The 24,720-nt window shown below is 70.0% G+C and carries 19 protein-coding genes; 7 read left to right on the top strand and 12 right to left on the bottom strand.

The window, feature by feature from the left end:
* Positions 1 to 40: 40 nt before the first annotated feature.
* Genes OHB13_RS33030 through OHB13_RS33020 form a run of 3 tightly spaced genes read right to left on the bottom strand, consistent with a single transcriptional unit; the run spans position 41 to position 3,734 of the window.
* Positions 41 to 940, bottom strand: coding sequence for an ABC transporter permease (locus OHB13_RS33030; protein ID WP_266850835.1), 900 nt, complete (start codon positions 938 to 940; stop codon positions 41 to 43).
* Entirely contained in the window at positions 937 to 1,887 is a 951-nt protein-coding gene (locus OHB13_RS33025; RefSeq protein WP_328379545.1) for an ABC transporter permease, read from the bottom strand. Before OHB13_RS33025 ends, OHB13_RS33030 begins: the two co-directional genes overlap by 4 nt.
* Positions 1,884 to 3,734, bottom strand: coding sequence for a peptide ABC transporter substrate-binding protein (locus OHB13_RS33020; protein WP_266850838.1), 1,851 nt, complete (start codon positions 3,732 to 3,734; stop codon positions 1,884 to 1,886). Before OHB13_RS33020 ends, OHB13_RS33025 begins: the two co-directional genes overlap by 4 nt.
* Before the next feature lie 305 nt (positions 3,735 to 4,039).
* Between OHB13_RS33020 and OHB13_RS33015 the strand changes: the two genes are divergently transcribed.
* The 3 genes from OHB13_RS33015 (at position 4,040) to OHB13_RS33005 (ending at position 8,478) form a co-directional block, all read left to right on the top strand.
* The gene (locus OHB13_RS33015; RefSeq protein ID WP_266850840.1) at positions 4,040 to 5,185 is read left to right on the top strand and encodes an ROK family transcriptional regulator; all 1,146 of its coding nucleotides are present in this window, start codon (positions 4,040 to 4,042) and stop codon (positions 5,183 to 5,185) included.
* An 82-nt stretch (positions 5,186 to 5,267) separates the two neighbouring features.
* Positions 5,268 to 6,845 (top strand): M81 family metallopeptidase, encoded by a 1,578-nt coding sequence (locus OHB13_RS33010; RefSeq protein WP_266850842.1) that lies wholly within the window; start codon positions 5,268 to 5,270, stop codon positions 6,843 to 6,845.
* Between the two features lie 154 nt (positions 6,846 to 6,999).
* Entirely contained in the window at positions 7,000 to 8,478 is a 1,479-nt protein-coding gene (locus tag OHB13_RS33005) for an aldehyde dehydrogenase family protein (RefSeq protein WP_328379544.1), read from the top strand.
* A 70-nt stretch (positions 8,479 to 8,548) separates the two neighbouring features.
* Here the strand turns inward: OHB13_RS33005 and OHB13_RS33000 are convergent, their stop codons facing one another.
* The 5 genes from OHB13_RS33000 to phnA all read right to left on the bottom strand — a co-directional run bounded on the left by OHB13_RS33000 (position 8,549) and on the right by phnA (position 16,324).
* Complete coding sequence (locus tag OHB13_RS33000) at positions 8,549 to 10,066, bottom strand: chitinase (RefSeq protein WP_328379543.1); 1,518 nt, start codon at positions 10,064 to 10,066, stop codon at positions 8,549 to 8,551.
* Between the two features lie 149 nt (positions 10,067 to 10,215).
* The gene (locus tag OHB13_RS32995; RefSeq protein WP_328379542.1) at positions 10,216 to 11,943 is read right to left on the bottom strand and encodes a glycosyl hydrolase family 18 protein; all 1,728 of its coding nucleotides are present in this window, start codon (positions 11,941 to 11,943) and stop codon (positions 10,216 to 10,218) included.
* A 305-nt stretch (positions 11,944 to 12,248) separates the two neighbouring features.
* The gene (locus OHB13_RS32990) at positions 12,249 to 13,382 is read right to left on the bottom strand and encodes a TIGR03364 family FAD-dependent oxidoreductase (RefSeq protein WP_328379541.1); all 1,134 of its coding nucleotides are present in this window, start codon (positions 13,380 to 13,382) and stop codon (positions 12,249 to 12,251) included.
* 30 nt (positions 13,383 to 13,412) lie between these two features.
* Complete coding sequence (locus OHB13_RS32985; RefSeq protein WP_328379540.1) at positions 13,413 to 14,822, bottom strand: MFS transporter; 1,410 nt, start codon at positions 14,820 to 14,822, stop codon at positions 13,413 to 13,415.
* A gap of 236 nt (positions 14,823 to 15,058) precedes the next feature.
* The gene (phnA, locus tag OHB13_RS32980) at positions 15,059 to 16,324 is read right to left on the bottom strand and encodes a phosphonoacetate hydrolase (protein ID WP_266850855.1); all 1,266 of its coding nucleotides are present in this window, start codon (positions 16,322 to 16,324) and stop codon (positions 15,059 to 15,061) included.
* 205 nt (positions 16,325 to 16,529) lie between these two features.
* Here phnA and OHB13_RS32975 point away from each other — a divergent pair, with 205 nt between their 5' ends.
* From OHB13_RS32975 to OHB13_RS32965, 3 genes are read left to right on the top strand one after another with little or no spacing between them, the layout of a single operon-like run.
* The gene (locus tag OHB13_RS32975; protein WP_266850857.1) at positions 16,530 to 17,474 is read left to right on the top strand and encodes a LysR family transcriptional regulator; all 945 of its coding nucleotides are present in this window, start codon (positions 16,530 to 16,532) and stop codon (positions 17,472 to 17,474) included.
* An 8-nt stretch (positions 17,475 to 17,482) separates the two neighbouring features.
* Positions 17,483 to 18,226, top strand: a complete 744-nt coding sequence (locus OHB13_RS32970; protein WP_328379539.1) for a dienelactone hydrolase family protein — start codon at positions 17,483 to 17,485, stop codon at positions 18,224 to 18,226.
* A gap of 2 nt (positions 18,227 to 18,228) precedes the next feature.
* On the top strand, positions 18,229 to 18,495 hold the full coding sequence (locus tag OHB13_RS32965) for a DUF6295 family protein (RefSeq protein WP_266850861.1): 267 nt from the start codon (positions 18,229 to 18,231) through the stop codon (positions 18,493 to 18,495).
* 338 nt (positions 18,496 to 18,833) lie between these two features.
* On the opposite strand, the gene OHB13_RS32960 is transcribed toward OHB13_RS32965, so the two are convergent.
* Positions 18,834 to 19,343 carry a VanZ family protein gene (locus OHB13_RS32960; RefSeq protein WP_328379538.1) on the bottom strand — a complete coding sequence of 170 codons (510 nt, stop codon included), beginning with the start codon at positions 19,341 to 19,343 and terminating at the stop codon, positions 18,834 to 18,836.
* Positions 19,344 to 19,663: 320 nt separating this feature from the next.
* Here OHB13_RS32960 and OHB13_RS32955 point away from each other — a divergent pair, with 320 nt between their 5' ends.
* Positions 19,664 to 20,203, top strand: coding sequence for a hypothetical protein (locus OHB13_RS32955; protein ID WP_328379537.1), 540 nt, complete (start codon positions 19,664 to 19,666; stop codon positions 20,201 to 20,203).
* Here OHB13_RS32955 and OHB13_RS32950 read toward each other — a convergent pair.
* The 3 genes from OHB13_RS32950 to OHB13_RS32940 all read right to left on the bottom strand — a co-directional run bounded on the left by OHB13_RS32950 (position 20,181) and on the right by OHB13_RS32940 (position 24,631).
* The gene (locus OHB13_RS32950) at positions 20,181 to 21,260 is read right to left on the bottom strand and encodes an enoyl-CoA hydratase/isomerase family protein (protein WP_328379536.1); all 1,080 of its coding nucleotides are present in this window, start codon (positions 21,258 to 21,260) and stop codon (positions 20,181 to 20,183) included. The two genes, OHB13_RS32955 and OHB13_RS32950, sit on opposite strands and share 23 nt — an antisense overlap.
* A 158-nt stretch (positions 21,261 to 21,418) precedes the next feature.
* Positions 21,419 to 23,077, bottom strand: a complete 1,659-nt coding sequence (locus tag OHB13_RS32945; RefSeq protein ID WP_328379535.1) for an amidohydrolase — start codon at positions 23,075 to 23,077, stop codon at positions 21,419 to 21,421.
* A 69-nt stretch (positions 23,078 to 23,146) separates the two neighbouring features.
* Entirely contained in the window at positions 23,147 to 24,631 is a 1,485-nt protein-coding gene (locus tag OHB13_RS32940) for a purine-cytosine permease family protein (protein WP_266850871.1), read from the bottom strand.
* Positions 24,632 to 24,720 lie beyond the last annotated feature (89 nt).

The following is a 24,720-nucleotide window of genomic DNA, read 5'->3' as shown; positions in this document are numbered from 1 at the left end:
CCTCCGGGCAGTGCAGGCAGGAAAGCAGGCGGGGGTGTGGCTACTTCTTCTGGAGCCGTACTTCGAAGGCGTCCCGGAGGCCGTCGCCCACGAAGTTGAACGCGCCGACGACGAGCACGATGGCGACGCCCGGCGGGAAGATCAGCCACCAGTAGCCGTTCTGGGTGTAGGTGATGCCCGAGGAGAGCATCGACCCCCAGTCGGTCGCGGGCGGCGGGATGCTGAGGCCGAGGAACGCCAGATAGCTGACGTAGAGGATGGCGTCGGCGATCTGGAAGGTGCAGTTGACGATGACGGTGCCGATGGCGTTGGGCACGATGTGCCGGAACACCGCGCGGGCTCCGCCGCCGCCCATCATCCGCATGGCCTGGACGTACTCGCGGTCGCGCAGCGAGAGTGCCTCACCGCGGACGAGACGGGCCGGGGACAGCCAGGCCACCGCCGCGATGATCACGATGAGCACGCTCTTGCTGGGCGTGATGATCGCGGCGACGACCACCAGCAGGAACATCGCGGGGATGGCGAGTGCGGCGTCCGTGACACGCATCATCACGGCGTCGGTCCAGCCGCCGAAGTAGCCGGAGATTGCGCCCCAGAGGGTGCCGAAGAGGGTCGCGAGCAGACCGGCGGCGAGGCCGACTTCCAGTGAGGACTGTCCGGCCAGCATCAGCCGGCCGAGCAGGTCGTAGCCGAGGTCGGTGGTCCCCAGGATGTGTCCGGGGCTGCCGGGTGCCAGGTTGGCCTGCGCCAGGTCGGTGTGGACCTGGTCGGTGGAGTGGATCAGCGGGCCGATGTAGCAGAACGCGAACAGCAGCACGAGCACGATCACGCCGGTGAGCGCGAGCTTGTTGCCGGTGAAGACCTGCAGGGTGCGGCGGGCCAGCGAAGGCGTGGCGAGGTCGGCGTCCTCGTGCCCGGGGGCTATGACTGCGGTGCTCATGAGACGCTCCGGATCCGGGGGTCGAGGACGGCGTAGACGATGTCGGTGAGCAGCGATCCGACGACGGTGGCGACGCCCACGACCAGCGTCACTCCGAGCAGTACGGGGAAGTCGGAGCCCTGTGCTGCGTTCCAGAACAGGAGGCCCATACCCGGGTAGTTGAACATCGCCTCGACGACCAGGGCGCCGCTGAACAGCGTCGGCAGATACAGGCCGAGGAGGGTGGCGAGCGGGATGAGCGCGTTGCGCATCACGTGCTTGGCGAGGATCCGCCGGCTGGACTGGCCCTTGGCCATCGCCGTCCGGACGTACTCCTCGGTGAGGTTGTCGAGCGTGGCGGAGCGCATGTAGCGGCTGAACATCGCGATGACGCCGAGCGCCATGGTGACGATGGGCAGCACCATGCCGGAGAAGCCGCTGAAGATACTGGACAGGGACTCGCCCTGCGGTGCCTCCGACGGGAAGATCGGGATCGTCTGGCAGAAGACGATGATCAGGATCAGGCCGAGGAAGAAGACCGGCGTCGCATAGGCGAGGAAGGCGGCCCCGGTCAGCAGGTAGTCGGTGATCTTCCCGCGCCGGACGGCCTGGAGCAGGCCGAGCGGGACAGCGATGATCACGGCGAGGAGCGTGGAGAGCGCCGTCAGCAGCAGGGTCTTGGGGAGCCGCTGCATGAGCAGGTCGGAGACCGGCTGGTTCAGCTTGTACGACACTCCCAGGTCACCGGTGAGCAGCCGCTTCAGATACTCGAAGTACTGGAAGGGCAGCGAACGGTCGTAGCCCTGGGCGTGGTTGAAGTGCTCGATCTGCTGCGGGGTGCCCTTGGGCCCGAGGATGGCACGCGCCGGTCCGCCGGGGAGCATGTGCAGCAGGACGAAGACGATGACCGACACCAGGAAGAGAACGACCACCGCCTGGAGGAGGCGCTTGAGGAGAAAGCCGGTCACTGGTCGGCCCCCTTCTTGACGTAGTACCAGTCCTGCGGGGCGAGGGTCACGGTGGGGTTCTGGTCGACACCCCGCAGGTCGTTGCGGATCACCGACACCTGGTAGGCGGGGTTCGGCATCCACATCACGGGGAGCTGCTGGGAGAGGTACTGGCCGTACGCGTGGATGGCGTCCGGATTGCTGGAGTACTGGACGGCGCGGATCAGCTTGTCGGCCTTCGGGTCGGAGTAGTTGCCGAAGTTGGCGGAGGCGCCGGTCGAGAAGAGTTGCTCGCCGCTGGGGTTGAGCGGGTAGTACCAGCTGCCCGCCGTGCCGAAGAAGGACATGTCCCAGTCGCAGCCCGGCTGTCCCGCCTTGCAGGGGACGGAGTTGCCGAGGACCGAGTTGAGCGGCTGCTGGCGGACCTTGAGGTCGATACCGGCCTTGCTCAGCGAGGACTTCAGCTCCTGCATCATGTTGGTGGACTCGGTGGAGCCCGACTGCGAGAGCAGGGTCAGGTTGAGCGGGGCGTTCTTCGCGATGCCGGCTCCGCACCGGTCGGCGCCGGTGCCGGGGCGGGTGCAGCGGGCCTGGCCGTCGCGGACGGTCCACCCGTGGTCGGTGAGGAGCGCGCGCGCCGCCTTCACCGAGTACGGGTACTGGTTCTTCTGCATCTGCGGGGTGGTGTACTGCGTCTTCGGCGTGACGGGCACCGGGCCCAGCGTCGGGTCGGCGCTGCCCTGCCAGATGACCTTGCTCATCGACTTCTGGTCGACCAGGTGCTGCATGGCCTGGCGGATGTAGAGCTGGCGCATGGCCGCCCCGCCGTGCGAGGAGTTGAAGTTGTAGACGATGTAGGTGGCCGCCCAGCCCTCCCACGGGTCGACGCGGTAGCCGCGGCTCTCGAACTTCTTCTTCTGTGCGAGCACCGACGGCGGTATGTAGCCGTAGTCGACGCCGCCGGAGCGCAGCACGTTGTACTCGGAGTCCGCGGTGGTGAAGGGCTTGAGGACGACCTTGTCCAGATGCGCCTTGTTGTTACCGGTGTACTTCGGGTTGCGTACGAGGGTGACCTGGCCGGTGTTCTGCCATTCGGCTATCTTCCAGGGCCCGTTGACCGTCTTCCAGAGCGGATCCTTGGAGTAGGCGCCGAGGCTCTTGGAGTGGGTGGTCAGCCGGGCGAAGACCGCCTTGGCACCGGCGGTGGTCCGGTCCCAGTCGCCGACGGGGCCGCCGTCCTTCTTCGCGTCCCAGGCCTGCTGCGGAAGGGCGCGCATCAGGGTGAGCTGGTTGGCGGTGAACCAGTCGGGGTTGTACGAGCGGTTGAGGTGCAGCCGGACCGTGTGGGCGTCGACGGTCTCGAAGCTCTTGACGTTGTCGGGCATGGTGCCGACCGAGTAGCTGCCCCACTCCGCCTTGTTGGCCTTGACCATGTTGAACCAGAACTCGATGTCGCGCGCGGTCACCGGCTTGCCGTCGGACCAGGTGATGTCCTTGCGGAGCGGCACGGTGACGGTCTTGTTGCCGTCGCTGTAGACGGGCTTCGTACCCAGCGTGTTGGGCCCGGTGGTGGTGAGGGCACCGTCCTTCTTCACCGCGTCGTACACCGGCATGAAGAGCAGGGACTGGATGGCGAAGTTGTACGTGGCGCCGTATCCCGGGGCCCCGATGGGGAAGATCCAGTTGGGGGTGGCGGCGGGCGGCAGGGCCATCGTGGCGGTTCCGCCCTCGACGGGTGTGCCGCCGGTGGGCCCCATGTCGATCTTGCCGCCGTCCTGCGAACAGGCCGAGAGGGCCACGACGAGCGCCGCCCCGGTGACCGCTGCGGCGAGCGCGCGACGCCGCGCGGATGAGCGCCTTGGGCGCATGGGTGGGCCTCCATCGGGTTCCAGCAGCGAGCCGACGTGAACATCGGCTGGAGAATGTCTGAAAGTTAGGACGGCCTTCGAAACTAAGTCAAGGGTAAAGATTCGACTTAGGGCACCCTTACTGAAGCTTTTGATGGTGTATGTCCCATATTCTGATGCCGAATTACTGAAAACATTCTCGCTACCCCTGGCGAAAGTCGGCCATGGATCGCTAACTTTCATCGAGACAGCATGGACTTGCTTTGAAAGATCGAAGTAACTTCACCTCGAAGTAACTTCACGCAGCCAGAGACTCGGGGAGCCCCATGACGGACAGCGCATCGAACCAGCAGATTCTGCGCATGGTCACGTCCGGCACCGCATCCTCACGGGCCGATCTCGTCCGGGAGTTGGGGCTCGCCGCCTCCACCGTCTCGCTCCGGGTGCAGGAGCTGGTCGCCGCCGGGCTCCTCACGGAGTCGGGCGAGGGCGCCTCCCGCGGCGGCAGACGCCCCAGGCTGCTGCGGATCCCGCAGCAGGGCGGAGTGGCCCTGACGGCCGACCTCGGCTCGCACCACGGCAGGCTGGCCGCCGTCTCCGCCGACGGCACGGTACGGGACGCCGCCGACCACAGCCACGACCTGACCGCGGGCCCCGAACAGGCCGCCGACTGGCTGGTGGAGCGGCTGACCGCGCTCGCCGACCGGCAGCGCGCGGCGGGCCGCACCGTACGGAGCGTCGGCATCGCCTTCCCCGGCCCGGTCGACTTCCCGGCCGGCCGGGTGCTCACCCCCTCCCGGATGCCCGGCTGGCACAACTTCCCGCTCCGCGACGTCCTCGCCGACCGGCTCGGGCTGCCGGTCACCGTCGACAACGACGCGACCCTGATGGCCGTCGGCGAGCACCAGTCGGCCCGTCCGGAGCTCCAGCACCTCGTCGTCGTCAAGGCCGGCCGCGGCATCGGCTGCGGAGTGATCTCCGCCGGCCGCCCGCACCGCGGGGCCAACGGCTGCGCGGGCGACATCAGCCACGTCCGGGTCGAAGCCGCCGAGGAACGCCCGTGCAGCTGCGGGAACATCGGCTGTCTGGAGACGGTCGCCAGCGGCGCGGCCGTACTGCGCGAACTCGCCCGCCGGGGCACCCCGGTGGACGGCACAGCCGAACTGCTGCGGCTGGTCACCGACGGGGACCCGCAGGCGACCACCCTGGTCCGGGCGGCCGGCCGGCACATCGGCACGGTCCTCAGCGTCGTCGTCAACTTCTTCAACCCGCAGGCCGTCGTGCTCGGCGGCGCGCTGGCATCGGCGGAGCCCCTGGTGGCCGCTGTCCGCGGAGTCCTGTACGAGCGCTGCCTGCCGATGGCCACGGCGGGGCTCGAAATCACCACCACCGTCTCGGGCCGCGACGCGGGCCTGCTGGGCGCGGGGCTGACGGCTCTGCGCGAAGGCCGGCCGCACGCCGAAGCGCCCTGATCCCGCCCTCACCGCGCCCGGACACCCGGCGGGCGCGGCCCCCGTACCACCACCCCACCCGCAACCCGGAGAGCAGCGCCACATGACCACCGCCACCCCCGCCCGCCGTCTGCGCATAGCCATCGGCGGCATCGGTATCGAGTCGTCCACCTTCTGTCCGCACCGCTCCACCGTGGACGACTTCCGCCAGACCCGCGGTCAGGATCTCCTCGACCGGTACACCTGGACACAGCCCGCGTCGGACCTCGGCGCGCACGTCGAGTGGGTCCCGCTGCTGCACGCCACCGCGCTGCCCGGCGGCCCCGTCGAGGCGGAGTCGTATCTGCTGCTCAAGGACGAGCTGGTCTCCCGGATCCGGGCGGCGGGCCCCCTCGACGGCATGGTCTACGACCTGCACGGCGCGATGAGCGTCATCGGCCTCACCGATGCCGAGGGCGATCTGACCGAGGCCGTACGCGCCGCGCTGGACGCGGTCGGCACCCCGGAGGACCCGGCGTCCGGCCGCCCGATGATGTCCGCTGCCATGGACCTGCACGGGAATGTCTCGCGCCGCTTCGCCGAGCCCGTCGAGCTGCTCACCGCCCACCGGCTCGCCCCGCACGAGGACGCCTGGGACACCCGCGAGCGTGCGGCCCGCAAGCTGGTCGAGCGGCTGCGGCTGCCCGCAGCCGACCGCCGCCCGCACCGCGCCTGGGTCCAGGTGCCCGTCCTGCTGCCCGGCGAGAAGACCAGCACCCGGCTGGAACCCGCCAAGGGGCTGTACGGGCGTCTCGCCGGGATCGAGGCGAAGCCCGGCATCGTGGACGCCGCGATCTGGGTCGGGTACGCCTGGGCCGACGAGCCGCGCTGCAAGGCGGCCATCGTGGTCACCGGTGACGACGCCGCGCTGGCCGCCGCCGAGGCCGAGTCGCTGGCCCGTCAGTACTGGGACGTCCGCCGCGACTTCGAGTTCGTCGGCCCGACCGGCACCGCTGAGGAGTGCATCGCGGCGGCGGTGGCGTCCGACCGCCGCCCGTTCCTGATCAGTGACTCCGGGGACAACCCGACGGCCGGCGGCGCGGGCGACCTCGCGTACATGCTCGGCAAGCTGCTGGAGAACGAGGAGATCGCCTCCGGCAGGGTGACCGCCGTCCACCCCGGCATCACCGACCCGGCCGCGGTCCGCGCCTGCTTCGAGGCCGGGATCGGCGCCACGGTCACCGTCGGTGTCGGCGGCAAGGTCGACACCAGCCAGGGCGGACCGTGCGAGATCACCGGCACCGTGACCGGACTGCAGCGCGCGGCCGACAAGACCGACCGGGCCGAGGGCGGCGCGTACGACCGCGGCTGCGACCTCGCGGCGATCACGGTCGGCGGCCTCACGGTCGTCGTCACCGGGCAGCGCAAGCCGTTCCACACGGTCGCCGACTTCACCGGACCGGCGCAGGGCGGTCTGGGCATCGACCCGCGCACCTTCGACCTGGTCGTCGTCAAGATCGGTTACCTGGAGCCGGAGCTGCACGACATGGCGGCGGACTGGCTGCTCGCCCTCACCCCCGGCGGTGTCGACCAGGATCTGCTGCGTCTGGGCCACCACCGTGTGGAGCGCCCGCTGTACCCCTTCGACGAGGACGCGTACGAGAGCGAGGGCGGCCCGGACCTGACGCCGGTGCTGCTCTGACCGGCCTGACAGGCTGTACCGCCGGGGGCTACGTGCACCCGATAGACCCCGGCTATCAGGCGTATTCGCCAATCGCGCATTGTGATGGCCCCCTCCCCTGAGCGAGCCTGGCCGGACCGGCAGCCGCGCCGGCAGGTCCAGCGAAGGGGAGGGCATGACAAGCGTTGCGCAGGAGATCCAGGTTCCGCAGCACCTTCGGCTCAACTTCATCGACGGGCAGTGGCTCCCGGCGGAATCGGGACAGCTCAGGGAGAACATCAACCCAGCCGATCTCTCCGATGTGATCGGCGAGTTCACCGAATCCGGCGGCGTCGACGTCGATCACGCCGTCGACGCGGCGGCCACGGCCCTGCCCGCGTGGCGCGGGCTGGGCCCGGTCGCGCGCGCCCGGTATCTGACCGCCGCGAGCCGCATCCTCGGCGAGCGGGCGGCGGAGGTCGCGTCCGTCATCACCCGCGAGCAGGGCAAGCTGCTCGGCGAGGCCCGCGGCGAGGTGACGAGGGCGCAGGCCGTCATCGACTTCACCGCGGGGCAGGCGCGGCTGCTCGGCGGGGTGACCGCGCCCGCGGAGGAGGAGCGCACCTTCGCGTACACCTTCCGCAAGGCCATCGGGGTGGTCGGCCTGGTGTCCCCGTGGAACTTCCCGCTCGCTATCCCGATGTGGAAGGTGGCGCCCGCGCTGCTCTCGGGGTGCACGGCGGTGCTCAAGCCGTCCCCGCTGACGCCGCTGACCTCGGCGCTGCTGGTCGAGATCTTCCAGCAGGCGGGGATCCCCGACGGTGTACTGAATCTGGTGCAGGGCGATGCGGCGGCGGGCGAGGCGCTGGTCGCCAACCCGGCGGTCGCCGGCATCAGTTTCACCGGCTCGCTGCCGGTCGGGACCGCCATCCACAGCGGCGGGGCCCACCGGCTGCTGCGGACCCAGCTCGAACTCGGTGGCAAGAACGCGCTGATCGTGTGCGACGACGCCGACATCGGCAAGGCCGTCGACGCTGTGGTGAACGGCGCCTTCGGCCAGGCGGGCCAGCGGTGTTCGGCCACGAGCCGGGCCGTGGTGGATGTCCGGGTGCGGGAGGAGTTCCTCGACCGGCTGGTGGCGCGGGTCGCCGGCCTGCGGGTCGGGCCGGGCGACGATCCGGCGTCCCGGGTCTGCCCGGTCGTCAACACGGCCCGGATGGAAGCGGCGCTGGCGGCCGTCGCCGGGGCGCAGCGCGACGGCGGCAAGGTGCTGTGCGGTGGGGGCCGGGAGGAGCGGGCGGATCTGCCCGATGGCTGCTACGTCCAGCCGACCGTCATCCGCGATGTGCCCGCGGACAGCTCGCTGGCGCAGGAGGAGGTGTTCGGGCCGGTGCTGGCCGTGATCGACGCGGACGGCTTCGACGAGGCGATGTCGGTGGCGAACTCGGTGAAGTACGGGATGTCCGGCACCGTCTTCACGGCGTCCCAGTCGCGGGCGTTCGAAGCGATCGAGCGGTTCGAGGCCGGGATGCTCCATGTGAACCGGCCGGGTGTCGGGGCCTATTCGCATCTGCCGCATGTCGGGTCGAAGGCGTCGCAGTACGGGCCGCCGGAGTGTTCCCCCGAGGTGTGGGACTTCTACACGGAGTGGCATTCGGCCTGCATCAGCTACTAGGCGGCGCCCGGCAGGGCAACTGGCCTGCCGGACACCGCATATCAGGATCGGAGTACCGGGATCGGGGGGATCAGCAGGCGCCGAGGTCCTGCCAGACGCCCCAGTCACCCGTGGTTCCGGGTGTCTCGCCGGTGGTCCACCACTTGGCCTTCCAGGTGTGGCCGCCGTACGAGACGGTGTTGCCGCCGACGTAGACCGCCGTCTTGTTCCACTGCGCCGCACTGCAGGCGGTGGCCCCGCCGGTGACGGTCAGTGTGTAGGTGGCCGCGTGGGTGGCGGACCCCGTCTTGCCGGTGACCGACAGGGAGTACGTGCCGGAGACGGCGGACGAGGTGGTGGAGACCGACAGGGTCGCGTTGCCTCCGGCGTCGACCGAGCCGGGGCTGACCGATGCCGTGACGCCGGCCGGGGCGCCGCTCACTGCCAGACCGACCGGCTGGGCCGAGCCGGCGGTGACCGCGGTGTGCACCGAGGAGGTGGTGGAGCTGCCGGCGGCGACGGTGGCCGAGGCCGGGGAGAGCGAGACCGAGAAGTCGTCGGCCGGGGGCGGTGTGGTGCTGCCGCTGGTGAACGGCGCGAAGGTGTGGGCGAACTGCCAGGTGCTCTGGTCGATACCGGAGCAGGAGTCCGAGCCGCCCTGGCCCGCGCAGCCGCCGTTGTCACGCTGAAGGGCCCAGATGGACAGGGTGTTGATGCCCTTGTCGACAGCCCAGTTGTAGACGGCTGTGGCGTTGGCGGTGGTGAAGGTCTCGGCGGCCCCGAAGTCGTCGATGCCCGGCATCTCGATGACGCCGATCCCACCCCACAGCTGCGCGTCCGTCTTCGACGGGTACAGCTTCGCCAACTGGTCGTGCAGGCCCTGGGCCGCGGTCTGGGTGTCGTTGGCCATGTCGTGCGTGGCGTTGTCGTAGTAGTCGAACGTCATGATGTTCGTGACGTCGATCCTGGCGCCGTTGGACACCGCGTTCTTCAGTACGGCCAGACCGCTGGAGGCCAGACCGTGTGTGGTCGTGGGCAGCGTGTAGGAGAACTCGACGGTGCGCCCGTTGGCGGCTGCCCAGTCCTCCACCTGCTTGACGGCCTTGTTGCGCCGGTCGATACCCGCGGTGTTGGTGAGGGAGTTGTCCTCGGTGTCCAGGTCGATCCGGGTGATGTCGTAGGTGGTGATGACCTTCTCGTAGGCGGCGGCGATCTGGCTGACGTCGGTGCAGCTGTCGGCGATCTCGGTACCGGTGTTGTCGGCGGTGTAGCCGCCGAACGAGGCGATGACGTCACCGCCCTTGGCCTTGATGGTGCTGATGTCGCTGCCGAAGCTGGCGGACGAGACGGGCGTACTGCTGTCGCCGTTCCAGTACGGCGTGCACGACCCCTTGCTCGCCGCCTGGAGGAACGCCATCGTCAGATAGGTGCTGCCGGACTGCTCGGCCAGGGCGGCCGGGCTGTCACCGGTCCAGGATTCGAAGTACGGGGCGTACACGTGCGCCGGAAGCGGCGTCGCCGCCTGAGCGGATCCACTGCCGACCGTGACGAGCCCGGCAGCGGCCGCGGCTGTGACGAAGGCGGTGAGAAGGGTGCGTATCGGTCTCATAAGAGTCTCCTGAGAACACCGGTTGGAGGGATGGGAGGGAGCGGAAGCGCGGTGCGCGTCTACGGCTCCAGGGGCCCGCGATGCCCGGCGGGCCCGAACAGGTGGGGGCTGGAAGGGCCCGGCCGGGCATCGCGGGAGTTGCGGAGTGATCAGCAGGCGCCCAGGTCCTGCCAGGCCCCCCAGTCGCCCGTGGTGCCCGGCTCCTCATTGGTGGTCCACCACTTGGCCTTCCAGTTGTGGCCCTTCCAGGAGATCTGCTTGCCACCGACGTAGACCTCGGAAGCGCTCCAGGACGGCGAGGTGCAGGTGCCGGACGGGGGCGGAGTGGTGGGAGGCGGCGTGGTGGGAGGCGGCGTGGTGGGAGGCGGCGTGGTCGGGGGCGGCGTGGTCGGGGGCGTCGTCGGGGGCGACGAGCACTCGGACGCGGACCCGTTCGTCGCGGAAACGATCTTGTTGAACAGGGTGGCTGCGGGGTCGAGGTCGAGCAGGGAGTACATCATCGAGCCGGCCAGGCCGTGGCAGTGCGCGTAGTCCGCCTTGGCCTGGATGCTCTGGTCGCCCAGGCCTGTCCAGAACTCCGTACCGTTGTAGAAGTAGTTGGACTGTGAGGCCGCGTCGTAGAACGTGGTGGACGGGTTGGCGACGATGCCCGTCAGTTCCTTGTAGTACGCGGTCCCCGGGACCTGACTGATGCCGCGCGCCGGTGCCGGTCCGGTGGCCGGCTGGTACAGGCCGTGGTTGCTCCCTGCCGAAACGCCGGTCCAGCCCCGGTAGTACAGCGGATAGCCCATGGTGATCTTGTCGGCCGGGAATCCACCGGGGATGCCGTAGGCCGGGTCACCCGTGGTCCACGCCTTGATGGCGTTGTCGGTGGAGTACTTCTCGGTTCCGGGCGGGATCGGCGTCGACGGGTCGTCGGGCGACACGTACGTCGGGTCCTGGTGGTTGGTCGGGCCGGTCGCGTCCCAGGCGCCGTGCATGTCGTACGTCATGACGTTCGCGTAGTCGAGGTACTGGCCGAGCTTGTCGGTCTCAAGGTTCGCGATCTTGTCCTGGCCGGCCGGCAGCGCCGCGGTGAGCAGCATCTTCTTGCCGCCGTTGGCAGCGCCGTAGGCATCCAGCTCGGTGCGGAACTCGGCCATCAGCTTGGTGTAGTTCGCCTTGTCCGCAGTGCTGTAGTGGTTGCCCGTATGCCCGTTGGGCGAGCCGGGGTACTCCCAGTCGATGTCGAAGCCGTCGAAGATGCCGGCCGCGGAGCCGTCGCCGCCGTAACCGCCCTGCACCGGCAGGTTTCCCTTGATGAACATGTCGATGCAGGAGCTGACGAGCTTCTTGCGGCTCGCGTCGGTCGCGGCCGCGTCGGAGAAGTACTTGGAGTACGTCCAGCCGCCGATCGACGCGACGATCTTCAGCTTGGGGTATTTCGCCTTCAGCTCTTTGAGCTGGTTGAAGTTGCCGACGATCGGCTGGTCCCACTTGTCGGCGACACCGTTCACGCTGATGTCGGCGCCGAAGGACTTCTGGTAGTCGGCGAAGGCATCGCCCGCGCCGTCCCCGGCGTTCGGGTCGCTCTCGTTCGTCGAGTCGGACGCCTTGGTCGCCTCGAAACAGGTGTGGCTGCTCGGGTCGATGTTCTCGAACGAGTAGTTGAGGATGTCCAGCTTGCCCGCGATCCCCTCGGTGTCGAGGTTCTTGGGGTAGAAGGCGTTGCCGTACACGCTCCACTGGTCGTAGTACGCGATCTTGACGCCCCCGCTGCTCGCGGCGGCAGCCACGGGCTTGGCGGCGGACGCGGCGTCCGCCTGGGCGCCGGAGACGCCGGCTGCGAGTGCGGTGAGCACTCCCGCGGCCAGCGCCGCGCTCATGGCGGCGGCCATGAGCGTTCTCTTCCTGGATTGCACGGGGACCTCCAGATGGCGGATGTGCCACACCGGCTCGCGCAGCACGGTTGGTAAGGAGATATCCGCAGCTGAAGGGCGCGTCAATAGTCTGGACCAAGTGAGGACTAGACCAATTCCCTCAAAGGCGACGTTGTCATGGGCCTGACGCTGGGGGATCCGGACTGGACCAAACACCGGGCAAAATCACTGATCGCGCCCGGACAAGCCCTTGGTGGCAGGGAGCGGCGGTGCCGCTCACCGGATCTCCGGTGAGCGGCATCTGGTGGCCGGGTGGGCCGGTATCAGCGGCCGACGATCTCCTCGGCCAGGCCGAACGACAGCGTCATCCCGGCGCCGCCGACGCCGTTCACGACGGTGACGCCCGGTTCGGGCTCGGCCACCAGTTGCGTACGCCCGTCCCGCAGAGACGGGTAGTAGCCGCTCCAGCGCTCGGTGATGGCCGGGTTGGGCAACTGCGCGAAGGTGCCCAGATAGTCGACGACCGCCTCGTTGATCTCCTCGCTCTCGAAGGGGTGGAGGGTCTTGGCGTACGCATGGCTGTCGCCGATCGTCAGCCGACCGTCCGCGGTCTGGGAGAGCAGGACGTGGACGCCGTTCTCCCGGTGGAAGGGCAGTTCCTCGCCCATCCGGGCCGCCAGCGCGGCCTTCGACACGCAGTCGTCGAAGGCCGCGTAGTGCAGGAGAGTCAGCCCGCCGCAGAGCATCGGGCCGAGCTGCCAGCCGGCCGGCTGGGCCCCGGTGCGCATCATCTGGAGCTTGCACCGCATCAGACCGCTCCGGGCGAAGACTTCGGGGTACAGCGTCGCGAAGTCGTTGCCGCTGCACACATAGACCCGGTCGGCGTGCCACTCGCCCTCGGTGGTGGAGACCGTCGGCAGCGAGATGCCGCGTACGGTCGTGCCGAACCGGATGTCGACGCCGTACTCGGTCACCAGGTGCCTGGCGACCGCCGGGATGGCGAGCCGCGGGTCGACGTTGAGTTCGGTCGGGCTCCACATCGCGGCGAGCAAGCCGTCGGTGCGCGCGGTGGCGCTGCGCTCACGGGTCTCGGCTGCGGTGATCATCCGGGCGCCGCGGTCCCGGGCCGGCGGCGTGATCGCGAGGAACTCTTCGAGTACCGCGACCTCGTCGGGGTGGTGTGCGAGGTGCAGTGATCCGGTCGGTGCGGCCCAGAGACCGGACTTGGCGGCTATCTCCAGCCAGATCTCGCGGGTCCGCAGGGCGCGTTCGTAGACCTCGCCGCGCTGCTGGCCGATCGACCAGATCATGCCGAAGTTACGGATGGAGGCACCGACGGCGAAGTCGTCGCGCTCGAACAGGACGACGCGGTCCCCCCGGCGGGCTGCGGCGAGCGCGTGGGCGAGGCCGACGATGCCTCCGCCGACGACGGCGGTGTCGGCACGGTTGACAGTCATGGGATCTCCTTCTCGATGGGTGCAGGAGGCTCAGGACGCGGGGCGCGGTACGCGGTTCCAGTGCGGGAGCATCAGCAGTCCGGCGAGGAGCGCGGCCCCCGCGAAGCCGGTGAACAGCACACCGCCGGAGAGGAATCCGGGGAGCAGGCCGCCGAGGATGGCACCCACCGAGCCGCAGCCGTTGACCAGCCCTGCGGCGGTTCCCGCGCCCTTGGCGCTGCCGAAGTCCACGGCGGCGACACAGGAGATCATCGCGTCGGCCGCGTACACGGCGAGTCCGATCACGGCGAGAACGGCGATCATCACGCCGACGCTGCCGGCCGCGGTGAGCGGCATGAACAGGGCGAGGGCCGCGGTCAGTACGCCCAGGGCGAGGACGCATGCCGGCACCCGGCGGGACCGGAACAGCCGGTCGGAGACCCAGCCCACCAGGATCGGGGCGAGGACGCCGGTGACGCCGAACGCGATGGGGATGAGTGTGGCGCCGACCTTGTTGATCTCGGGCAGCCGGTGGCTGACGATGACCGGCCCCCAGAGCAGGATGGCGTAACGGGCGGGCTTGAGAAGGAAGTAGCAGAGGCCGAGGGTCAGCACCATGCGGTCGCGCAGGGTTTCACGGTAGAGCCCGACGGCCGAGCGGCGCGGCTCGCTGCCCGCTCCGGGCCCGGGGCTGAGGCTGGGTTCCGTGGGCTCTGCGGGGTTGGTGGGCTCTGCGATTTCTACGGGATCGGTGGGGTCGGTGGGATCCGGCAGTCCCACGTCGCGGGGGGAGTTGCGCTGGAGGAGCACGAACAGCAGGAGTACGACGGCGAGGGTGGCGGCGCCGGCGAGGAAGGCGGCCCGCCAGCTGTCGAGCACCGAGTAGGCGATCCACCCGAGGAACGGCGGGGCCACGAGCCCGCCGAACGCGTAGTTGGTGCTCCACACACCGAGCACCCGGCCCCGCTCCCCCACAGCGAAGAAGTTCCCCATGTTCTTGCAGAGGGGCGCCCACCCCGCCGACTGGGACAACCCCTGGATCACCATGGCGCCGCCGAACACCAGGAGCGCGCTGTTGAGCCCCATCAGACAGGCCGCGGCGATGGCACCGGCCATCCCGCCGATCACGACCACGCGCGGCCCGAACCGGTCGGCCCACATGCCCCAGAGGAACTGCCCGGCCGCGTAGGCCGCGAGATAGACCGCGTCGATGATGCCGAGGACATGCTCGGTGAGCACCGTGTTCACCGAGGGGTCGTCCAGGATGCCCAGCTTGGCCACGGAGAACGCCTGCCGGACGAAGTAGAAGCCGACGTACGCGAGCCAGGTGATCGCGAAGATCTGCCGCCGCCAGCGGCGGGCGCGCGCGGAACGGAGCAGCGGTGAGACCTCGTCGAGCGCTTCACGTGTGGTGACGGGGGTGCCGGTCGGTGGTGGTTGCTGGAGTGGGGTGTCTGCCATGGCGGTGTCCTGTCCTCGGCGCGGTGAGTGCGGGGTGAGGGATCGGAGTCGTACCTGGACATGGCTCGGCCCCGGCGCGCGCCTCGACAGCGCACGCCGGGGCCGGGTCAGTGGTGGGAGCGTTCGTTTCAGGATCGAGCAGTTTCAGGATCGAGCAGTTTCGGAGATCGAGGAGTCTCAGGAGTCGAGGAGTTCCGGGAATCGCGGAGATTCATGGGCTGTCCTGTCCAGTCCGGTCAGGCGGTGAGCGGCCGGTCCGCCGCGAGTGCGGTGCCCACCCAGAAGGCGTCGAAGTTCCGGAGCCGGTGGCCCTCGGGGAGTGGCCCGGTCGGGGCGTTGACCAGGAACGGCACGCGCTGCTCCGTCAGCCCGCCGTGCGAGCGCAGCGGCTCCTCGAAGCCGGAGATGTCGTGGCGGGCCGGGGTCGTGCCCAGCGCTGTGTTGCGTTCGGCGATGACGACGATGTCGCCGATCCGGTCCGGCGGCAGCTCGAAGCGCTCGCAGGCCTGTGCACGGGTGAGGACGGTGTCCACACCGTCCAGCGTGGTGAGCGCGGCGACCAGCGGCGCAACGTCGGTGGCGGCGGGCAGATGCACGGTCGCGTACGAGCCGAGCGCCCCGTGGTGCACGGTGTACGGGTCGGTGATGGGCAGCACGACCCGCGCCGTCCCCTCGCCGAGCCGTGCGTCGAGGACGTCCTGGAGGAACACCACCCGGGCGTCGCCCCCGGCGTCGCTCTTGGCGTTCATCCCGTGGTCGGCGGTGACGACCAGGACGGCGCCGAGTGCGTCGATCCGCTCGAAGTAGCCGTCGAGCATCGCGTAGAAGTCGTTGGCGACGGGCGAGCCCGGTGCGTGCTTGTGCTGGATGTAGTCGGTGAGCGAGAGGTACATGAGGTCCGGCCGCTCCTGCTCCAGGACGTCCGTACCGGCTGCCATGACCAGTTCACTGAGCCCGGCGCTGTACACGGAGGGCAGCTCGGCGCCGACGCGCTCCAGCACCTTGCTGATGCCGTTCTCCTCCTCCGTGACCTGGTCGGCCTTCTCGGCGGAGAAGCACATGCCGTCGACCAGGTCGCGCCCCAGCAGCCTGCGCAGTTTGTCCTTGGCCGTGATGACGGCGACCTTCGCGCCGGCCGCCGAGAACGCGGCGAAGAGCGTGGGCACCCGCAGCAGTGCCGGGTCGTTCATCATGATCTCGGTACCGGACTCGGTGTCGTAGAAGTAGTTGCCGCAGATGCCGTGCACCGAGGGTGGTGTGCCGGTGGCGATGGACAGGTTGTTGGGGTTGGTGAAGGACGGCATGGTGCAGTCGGCGCGCAGATCGCTGCCGTCCTGCACCATGCGTTCCAGGAAGGGCATCCGGCCGTCCGCCACCGCCCGTTCATGGTAGGCGGGTTCACTGCCGTCGATGCAGACCACGACGACCGGCCGACGGGGCCGGCCGTAGCCACGCCCGTTCACATCGAGCCCGTCGAGCCGTCCGGCAACAGGTTCCTTCATGTACGGATCCACCCCTGAGGTCGAAGTCCGGAGCGGTGGCTGCCGCTCTCCTTTTCATGGGTAGCACCCGTCACCGGCGGTGGAGAACCACCGGAATCGCTATGGCGGCCATAGCTGTGCAGGGGCCGGTGCACCCCCTCCCCACCAGGGCCGTTCGCCGCTAGGCTCGCCGCGCGGACGGTCGGTGAGCAACGTCAGGAGGCCCGTGGAACTCAACCTCCACCGATTGTGGATCTTTATGCAAGTGGTCGAGCACCACGGCTTCTCGGCGGCGGCCCAGAAGCTCTACATGAGCCAGCCGTCCGTCTCCAACCAGGTGCGCAGACTGGAGCAGTCCCTGCGGGTCACCCTGGTGGACCGCTCCGGCGCCCGCACCCGCCCCACCGCCGAGGGCGAGGTCCTGGCCGAGTACGGCAAACGGGTCTTCCTGCTGGCCGACGAGGCCGTCGCCGCGGTTCAGCAGGTGAGCGGGCTGGCGTCGGGCCGGCTGCTGATCGGCGGCACGACGACGGTCGGCACCTATCTGCTGCCGTCGCTCCTCGCCCGGTACCAGGCGGCGCATCCGGGCATCGAGTGCGACATCTTCGTGGGCAACAACGAGGCAGTGCTGGAACGGCTGACCGGAGGCGGAATCGGGGTGGCGGTGGTGGCGGGGGCGCCCACCACGGCCCAGCTGGTCGTCGAACACGTACTGGACGAGCGGCTGGTGCTCGTCGCCGCGCCGTCGCATCCGCTGGCGGGTGCGGGCGAGGTCCGTCCCGCCGAGCTGTCGGGCTCGCGGTTCCTGCTGCGCGAGCCCGGTTCACAGACCCGCGAACTCCAGGAACAGGTGCTGGCCGAGTGGGACTTGACGGAGGTGTCGCACGGCGACATCTGGGGCCCGGAGGCCGTCAAGCAGTGTGTGGCCGCCGGTCTCGGGCTCACGCTGATCTCCGAGCACGCGGTCGACAGTGATGTACGGGCGGGTTCGCTGGCCGTGCTGCCGGTCGGCCCGCGGCCGCGGTCCCGCCCGATCAGTCTGGTGAGCCGGCGCGACCGGCTTCTCTCCCCCGCCGAGCGGGCCTTCATCGCCCTGCTGCGTACGACCGGCAGCTGGCCCCGGGACTCTCCCGCCGGGCAGCCGCGGGCCGGTTCGGATCCGGTGATATAGCTGGTCCCATGAGTGACTCACTAACCGCGGAAACCATCAGGCTCACCGGTCACAACGGCGACGAGATCGAGGCATATCTGGCCCGCCCGCAGGGCGGAACCCCGCGCGGCGGCGTCGTGGTCATCCACCACATGCCCGGTTACGACCGGGGCAGCAAGGAGATCGTCCGCAGGTTCGCCGAGCTGGGCTACGACGCGGTCTGCCCGAACCTCTTCTACCGCGAGGCGCCCGGCGCGGCCCCTGACGACGCGGCAGCCGCCAACCGTGCGGCCGGCGGAGTGCCGGACGACCGTCTCGCGGGTGACGTGGGCGGGGCAGCGGAGTATCTGCGGGCGCTGTCCACCTCCAACGGCAAGGTGGGCACGATCGGTTACTGCTCCGGCGGGCGGCAGAGCGTACTCGCCGCCTGCCGTCTCGACCTCGATGCGGCGGTGGACTGCTACGGCGCGTTCGTCACCGGAACACCGCCCGAGGGCTTCCCGCTGAAGGTCACCAACCTGGTCGGCGAGCTCCCCGGGCTGCGCGCTCCGCTGCTCGGCCTTTTCGGGGCCGACGACAGCTTCCCCGGCCCCGAGCAGGTAGCCGAGCTGGAGCAGATCCTCACGGAGCACGGCAAGGACTTCGAGTTCCACACGTACGAGGGCGCAGGTCACGCGTTCTTCTCCACCGACAGGCCCTCGTACAACGTGGCGGCGGCGAACGACGGCTGGGAGCGGGTCGAGACCTTCTTCGCCAAGCACCTGGGGGTCTGAGCATGTGCACCTACACGACGATCAAGGACACCGTGGACGGCAGCGCCAAGGGGCCGGGCAGCTCCTGGTTCCATGTGTCCGACGTGACCGTGTACTTCGACCACCCGGTGCACGCGATGGCCGAGCACACGCTCAACATCGACTTCACCGACCCGTCGAAGGGCCCGTCGGCCCGGGTCGCCCTGGAGCTGACGGCCGAGTCCGCCCGCACCCTGGTCGCGGCGATCCAGGAGGCGCTTGCGGCGGTTCCGCCCGCGCTCACCGCATGATGATGCCGCCGGGCCGTGGCTGAGCGTTCGCGGTTCTGATCCGCCAATACCGGGCTGTGGGACAGCGCTTGGACGGCTGCCTCACAGCCCGTGGCCGGTTTGCGGGTGCCCGCCGTCGCCCGGGGCGCCGCCGAGGACCGGGGCGGTCCGGGGCGGTCCGGGGCGGTCCGGGGCGGTCCGGGGCGGTCCGGCGAGTACCTCGCCGTCGACGACGGGACACGGGGCGGTGCCGGTCTCGGTCGCCGGGTCGCGGTCGGGGCCGATGTGCCCTCCTCGCCCTCACCGGCTTCGCCACCCTGATCGACCTGGACGTGATCGCCCGAGCGCAACGGAAGCCCCTAGTCGGCGTGGATTTCCCCGGCCTGCCGGGAGTCGCGCGCCCGGCCGATCAGCCACCCCAGAAGTGCGCCGGCCGCGACGCCCAGGGTGTTGTTCGCCCAGTCGAGCGGCTGGCAGGACCGTACGGGATCGAGCGTCTGCAGCAGCTCGACCACCACCCACGCCGCCGACCCCGCGAGCGTCACGGCCACCGGCCGCCGCGAGGCCAGCGTGCCCAGCAGCCCCATGGGCACCCACAGCACCACATTGACCGCGTTGTGCGCGAAGCCGCCCGTGAGCGTCCTGACCGAGTCACCGGTCACGCACGCCCCGAGCCGCCCTGCTGCCCCACTGACGATCTGATCGGGCAGCGTGATCCCCAGGCACACCGCCACCGCGAGCAGTACCCCCAGCACGGCCCCGGCCGGCAGGCCCGTTCTCCGTGTGACCGGCCGGTACGCGACCACCGCGGCAACAGCAAGGACCAGTACGAGCGCCGCCATCACGGCACTGTGCATCGAGGAGGACATGGGGCAGAACCTACGTCACATCTGGCACGTCATGCCAGATGTGCACGAGATGCCGCACATGAGAACTCTATGAGTCCGGAGAAGCGGCCGGCCGGGCTCGGGGCGCGGGCCGCACCTCACCGGTCGCAGGCAACTGCCGGTCGTGTCATCGGAAGCGGCTCGACACGTGGCAGGACTGGCGGCACCTCGCGTCCCGGGCATGACCGGCACGGAGCGGTCGGGCGCTCCGTGGGCCGTCTCGTCGGGGGCCGCCGCTTCCTGGCGGCGGCCCCCGGAAAAAGTGCGATCCGGGTCCGCGCGCCTCGACGTACGATGCCGAGATGCACACAGACAGCCCCAGGGGCGCTCGGGCCCTCCTGATCAACGGCACCGTCGGTGTGGGCAAAACCACCGTTGCCGACGCGGTCGGCGACCTTCTCGCCGACGCCGGGATCCCTCATGCCGTGCTCGACCTCGACCGGCTGTGCCAGTCGTGGCCCGCACCTCCCGGTGACCGTTTCAACTTCACTGTGCTGCTGCGGAATCTGCGGAGCATCGCCGGCAACTACGTCGAGGCAGGAGCGACGCGCCTCGTACTCGCCGGCGTGATCGAGCGACAGGATGAGCGGAAGCAACTGGCCGACGCCGTAGGCGTTGATCTCACGGTGTGCCGGCTCCGGGCTGAACTGCCCGTCATCCACAAGCGTCTGGCCCAGCGCCACGACGGCGAACCCGAAGCACTGCGGTGGCATCTGGACCGGTCCGCCGAGCTGGACGCGATCCTCAGCCGGGCCGCGGTCGAGGACTTCACCGTCGATACCACCACAGTCTCCGTCCCCGACGTGGCTGCATCCGTGATCAGGACAGCCGACTGGCAGTGATCTCCGGGCTGTTGGACCGTTCCAGCAGGTGGAGGTCCCCTCCTTCGGGCGGGGCGAAGTAGCGCTCCACATCTGTGTCGGTGACCTCGGCCGGAGTGGCCGGTTTCCAATGGGGCCTGCGGTCCTTGTCGATGACCTGGGCCCTGATGCCCTCGGCCAGATCGTGCGAGGCGAGCGCTGCGCAGGAACTCCGGTACTCCTGCTCCAGGACGCGCTCCAGCCGGCCCAGCCGCCGTGCGCTGCGTACTGCGGCGAGCGTGACCTTCAAGGCGGTGGGCGACCTGGTCGCCAGGGTGTCGGCCGTCGCTTCGGCGGCGCCCGTTCCGTGTCCCCGCAGCCGGGCGACGATCTCCTCGACGGTGTCGGCCGCGTAGCAGTCGTCGATCCACGCCCGGTGACCCGCCAGTTCGCCGGGCGGCGGCTGACGCACGTACAGCTGGAGCGCGTCCTCGACCGTCCGAGTGGCGAGGGCGTCCAGCAGCCGGGGCAGGTCGCCTGAGGGTACGAAGTGGTCGGCGAGACCGCACAGCATGGCGTCGTCCGCGCCGATCTCCGCGCCGGTCAGGGCGAGGTGGGTGCCGAGTTCACCGGGCGCCAGGGCGAGCAGATACGTACCGCCCACGTCGGGTGCGAAGCCGATACCCGTCTCCGGCATGGCGATCCGGGACCGCTCGGTGACGATACGGACGTTGCCGTGCGCCGAGACTCCGACACCGCCGCCCATCACGATCCCGTCCATGAGGGCGACGTACGGCTTCGGGTACCGGGCGATGCGGGCGTTGAGCCGGTACTCGTCCCGCCAGAAGGCGAAGGATGCGGTGCCTCCGGCGCGTGCGTCCTCGTAAATGGAGCGGATGTCGCCGCCCGCGCACAGGCCACGTTCTCCGGCACCGGAGATGACCACGGTCTCCACGGCCGGATCATCCTCCCAGGCGGCCAGGGCCTCGTCGATGCGCCGCACCATCGCGCGGTTCAGCGCGTTCAGCGCCTTCGGCCGGTTGAGGGTGAGATGGCCGATCCGCCCCTCGGTGCGCGCCAGCACGCAGTCGTCGCTCATCGCGGGTCCCCTGCCTGTCCTGTCCCGGTGGAGCGCGCGCACGGCCGCGGCGGTTCCGCCCGGGGTCCCGTGGACCCGGAGGTCCCTGCCGGTCATCACGATGCCTTACGCGGCAGGGGCGGCGGCCGCCGGGGGCCGCCGCCCCTGCCGTCCGGCTCTCAGGCCCCGGCCCCGGCGACCACCTCGCCGCCGACGACGACCAGCTCGGCCGTCGTGCCGGGGATGTCCTCCGGGCGGATCCGCAGGATGTCCCTGGACAGGACGGTGAAGTCGGCCAGTTTGCCGACGCTGAGCGAACCGCGTTCGTCCTCAAGGAAGTTGGCGTAGGCGGAACCCATGGTGTAGCCGTGGACGGCCGTCTCCACGTCGACCGTCTCGGCCGGCTGCCAGGGCTCGCCGCCACCGAGGGGACGGCGGGTGACCGCGGTGTAGATACCGATCATCGGGTCCATCTCGGCCACGTTCCAGTCACTGGAGAAGGCCAGCACGGCCCCCGCCTCGTGCAGGCTGCGCATCGGCCAGGCCTTGTGCCAGCGGCCCGAGCCGACGTTCTCCGCCCAGTCCTGGCCGGGGCCCGCGATCTCGGGTGCGCAGTGCCTGGGCTGCATACAGGCGACGACGCCGAGTTCCGCGAAGCGCGCGGTGTCCTGCGGGTCGAGGCACTCGACGTGGACGACCTGGTGGCGGGCGTCGCGCCGCCCGTTGATCGCGGCGGCGTGCTCGACGGCGTCCAGTACGGTGCGGATGCCCCGGTCGCCGGTGGCGTGCACGAAGCACTGGAAGCCCCGGGAGTCCAGCTTGGCGAGCAGCCCGGCGAACTCCTCCGCCGGGTAGAACGTGTCGCCCCGGTGCTTGCCGCAGCCCGTGTACGGCTCAAGCAGCGCGGCGGTGCGCGGCTCGACCACGTCGTCGATGTAGAGCTTGAGCGGGCCGACCCGAATCCGGTCGTCGTTGAACCGGACGGCGGTCGCCGCGAAGTCGTCCAGGTCGGCGTCGGTGGTACCGCGCGGGTGGAAGAGCGCCGCGACGAGGCGGGAGCGGAGCCGGCCCTCGGTGCGGGCGCGGGTGAACAGCTCCAGATCGTCCAGGGAGTTCTGGGGTTCGACCACGGTGGTGATGCCGAACCGGATCGCGTCGTCCAGGCTCTTCACCAGCCGGCCGTACTGGCGGTCGGGAGCGGCCCACGGCACGCCCAGCTCGCGCAGCGCCCGGTGCCCCTCGCGGGACAGCCCCTTGACCGCGAAGTCCTTGATGAATCCGGTGGGTTCGCCGGTCTCCGGGTCGGTCTCGGCGCGCCCGAACGGCAGCTCGGTGATCTCCCTGGTGACGCCGAGCCGGCGCAGGGCCGCGGTGTTGAGCCACGCGGTGTGGACGTCGTAGCTGAGGACGAAGGCCGGGGTGTCGCCGGTGACCTGGTCGAGGTCGGCCGCGTTCGGCATCCGGCCGTCCGGGATCGCGGAGTAGTCGAAGGCCTCGGCCTCGATCCACTCGGCGTCGGGGTTCTCGGCGCACCATGCGGTGATGCGGTGGTGGATCTCGGTGAGCGTGCGGGCTCCGGCGAGCTGGACGCAGGCGTCGTCGGAGCCGAGCCGTACGTGGTTGTGCGCGTCGATGAAGCCGGGCAGCACCAGCCTGCCCTCGCCGTCGACGATCCGGGTGCCCTCCCCCGCCCAGGCCGCCGCCTCCGCGTCGGGGCCGAGCCAGACGATTCGGCCGTCGCGGACGGCGAGCGCCTCGGCGGCGGGGAGCCGCGGGTCGACGGTATGGATACGGGCGTTGCGCAGGACCAGGTCGGCGGGGGCGGTGGTGCGGGTCATGAGGGACGGACTCCTGGGGTAGTACGGGAGGTACGGGGGTGGTGGCCGGCGGATGCGGCGTACGGCCGGTCAGCTGTCGGCGGGGGCGGTACGCAACTGGCGGCGGGTGAGCGCCCAGTAGACGAGCCCGGAGACGACCGAGCCGAGCAGGGTGAGGTCGCCGCCGCCGAGCGGGGCGACCAGGGGCCCCGTCCACAGTTCGGAGTTGCAGGTCAGCGCGGCGAAGGCCATACCGGCGACGAGGGAGGCCATCCCGGCGAGGTGGAATCCCCCGCGGTACCAGTACGCCCCGCCGCGTCCGGCGTGCAGCGCGCGGGTGTCGTACCGGCAGCGGCGTATCAGCATGTCGGCGAGGAACACCCCGCCCCACGGGGCGAACACGATGATCAGCAGGGAGAGGAAGCTCAGCAGGGACTCGGTGAAGTCCACCAGGAAGAGCGCGCCGAGTGAGCCGAGCGCGGTCACGACGACACTGACGATGATCGCCCTGGCCCGGCTCCACGGGATGCCGAGCACCTGGAGGTTCAGGCTGGAGGAGTAGAGGGTCAGGATGGAGTTGGTGACCGAACCGCCGAGCACGAGCAGCAGGAAGACCGGCTGGAACCAGCCGGGCAGCAGCTTCTCCACCCCGGCCACGGCGTCCGTCATGTCGGCCTGGGTGGCGGCCGCGACACCGGCGACACCGAGCGCGACGGACGAGATGAGACCGCCGAGCGCACCGCTCCAGGTGATGGAGCGCAGCGAGGTCTCACGGGGCAGATAGCGGGTGTAGTCGGCGGGCATCGGCAGGTACGAGAAGGGCCCCGCCAGCATGACGACGAAGGCGAGCGTCCAGCCGGAGAACCCGGGCGCACCGCCGGAAGCGGCGCCCGTCGTGGCACCGGGCAGCAGGAAGACCAGCAGCACACCGAAGCCGGCGGCGAGCACGTACGCCATCCAGCGCTCGGCGAACTGCACGGTGGCGTGGCCCCACATGGCGACCGCGAACGTCACGGCGAGGGTGATGACGAGCGCGAGCGCCCGGGCGGTGTCACCGCCACCGCGCCATCCGAGGTCGGCGAAGAGGGATTCGAGTGCGAGGGTGCCGACCACCGTGTTCACGATGGTGTAGCCGATGGAGACGATCCAGTTGAGCAGCCCGGCGGGGAAGTTCCCGAGGACGCCGAAGGACGCACGCGAGATGACCAGCGTCGCGGTGCCGGTACGGATACCGCTCAGTCCGGCGGCGCTGATGACGAAGAAGGTCAGCCCGCCGATGACGACGACAGCGGTGGCCTGCCAGAAGGAGAGCCCGAAGCTGACGGCGAGGGCGCCGTTGATGACGTAGGTGAACGTCAGGTTGGAGCCGAACCAGAGCCAGAAGAGGTCCTTGGCACTGCCGTGCCGCTCCTCGTCCGGGATCGGGTCGATGCCGTGCGTCTCGACCTGGAACACCTCGTCGCTGGCGACCCCGGTACCCCCACCGGCCGGTGTCGGCGCGGTGTTCGTCGGGGTATTCCGCTCGGCGCCCGGCGGGGTGGTCCGCTCGGTGACATCCGTCGGTTGTCGCGCCATACGAGGCCTCCGTATTCCGCATCCATACTTTGAATGCCGTTCTAAGAGTTAGAACGGCATTCAAGATGCGCCCCGCACCCGTGGCACGT

The organism is Streptomyces sp. NBC_00440, from assembly GCF_036014215.1.
GTDB lineage: Bacteria > Actinomycetota > Actinomycetes > Streptomycetales > Streptomycetaceae > Streptomyces.
The sequence above is the reverse complement of the archived record's forward strand: the minus strand, read 5'-3'. Positions and strand labels throughout refer to the sequence as shown.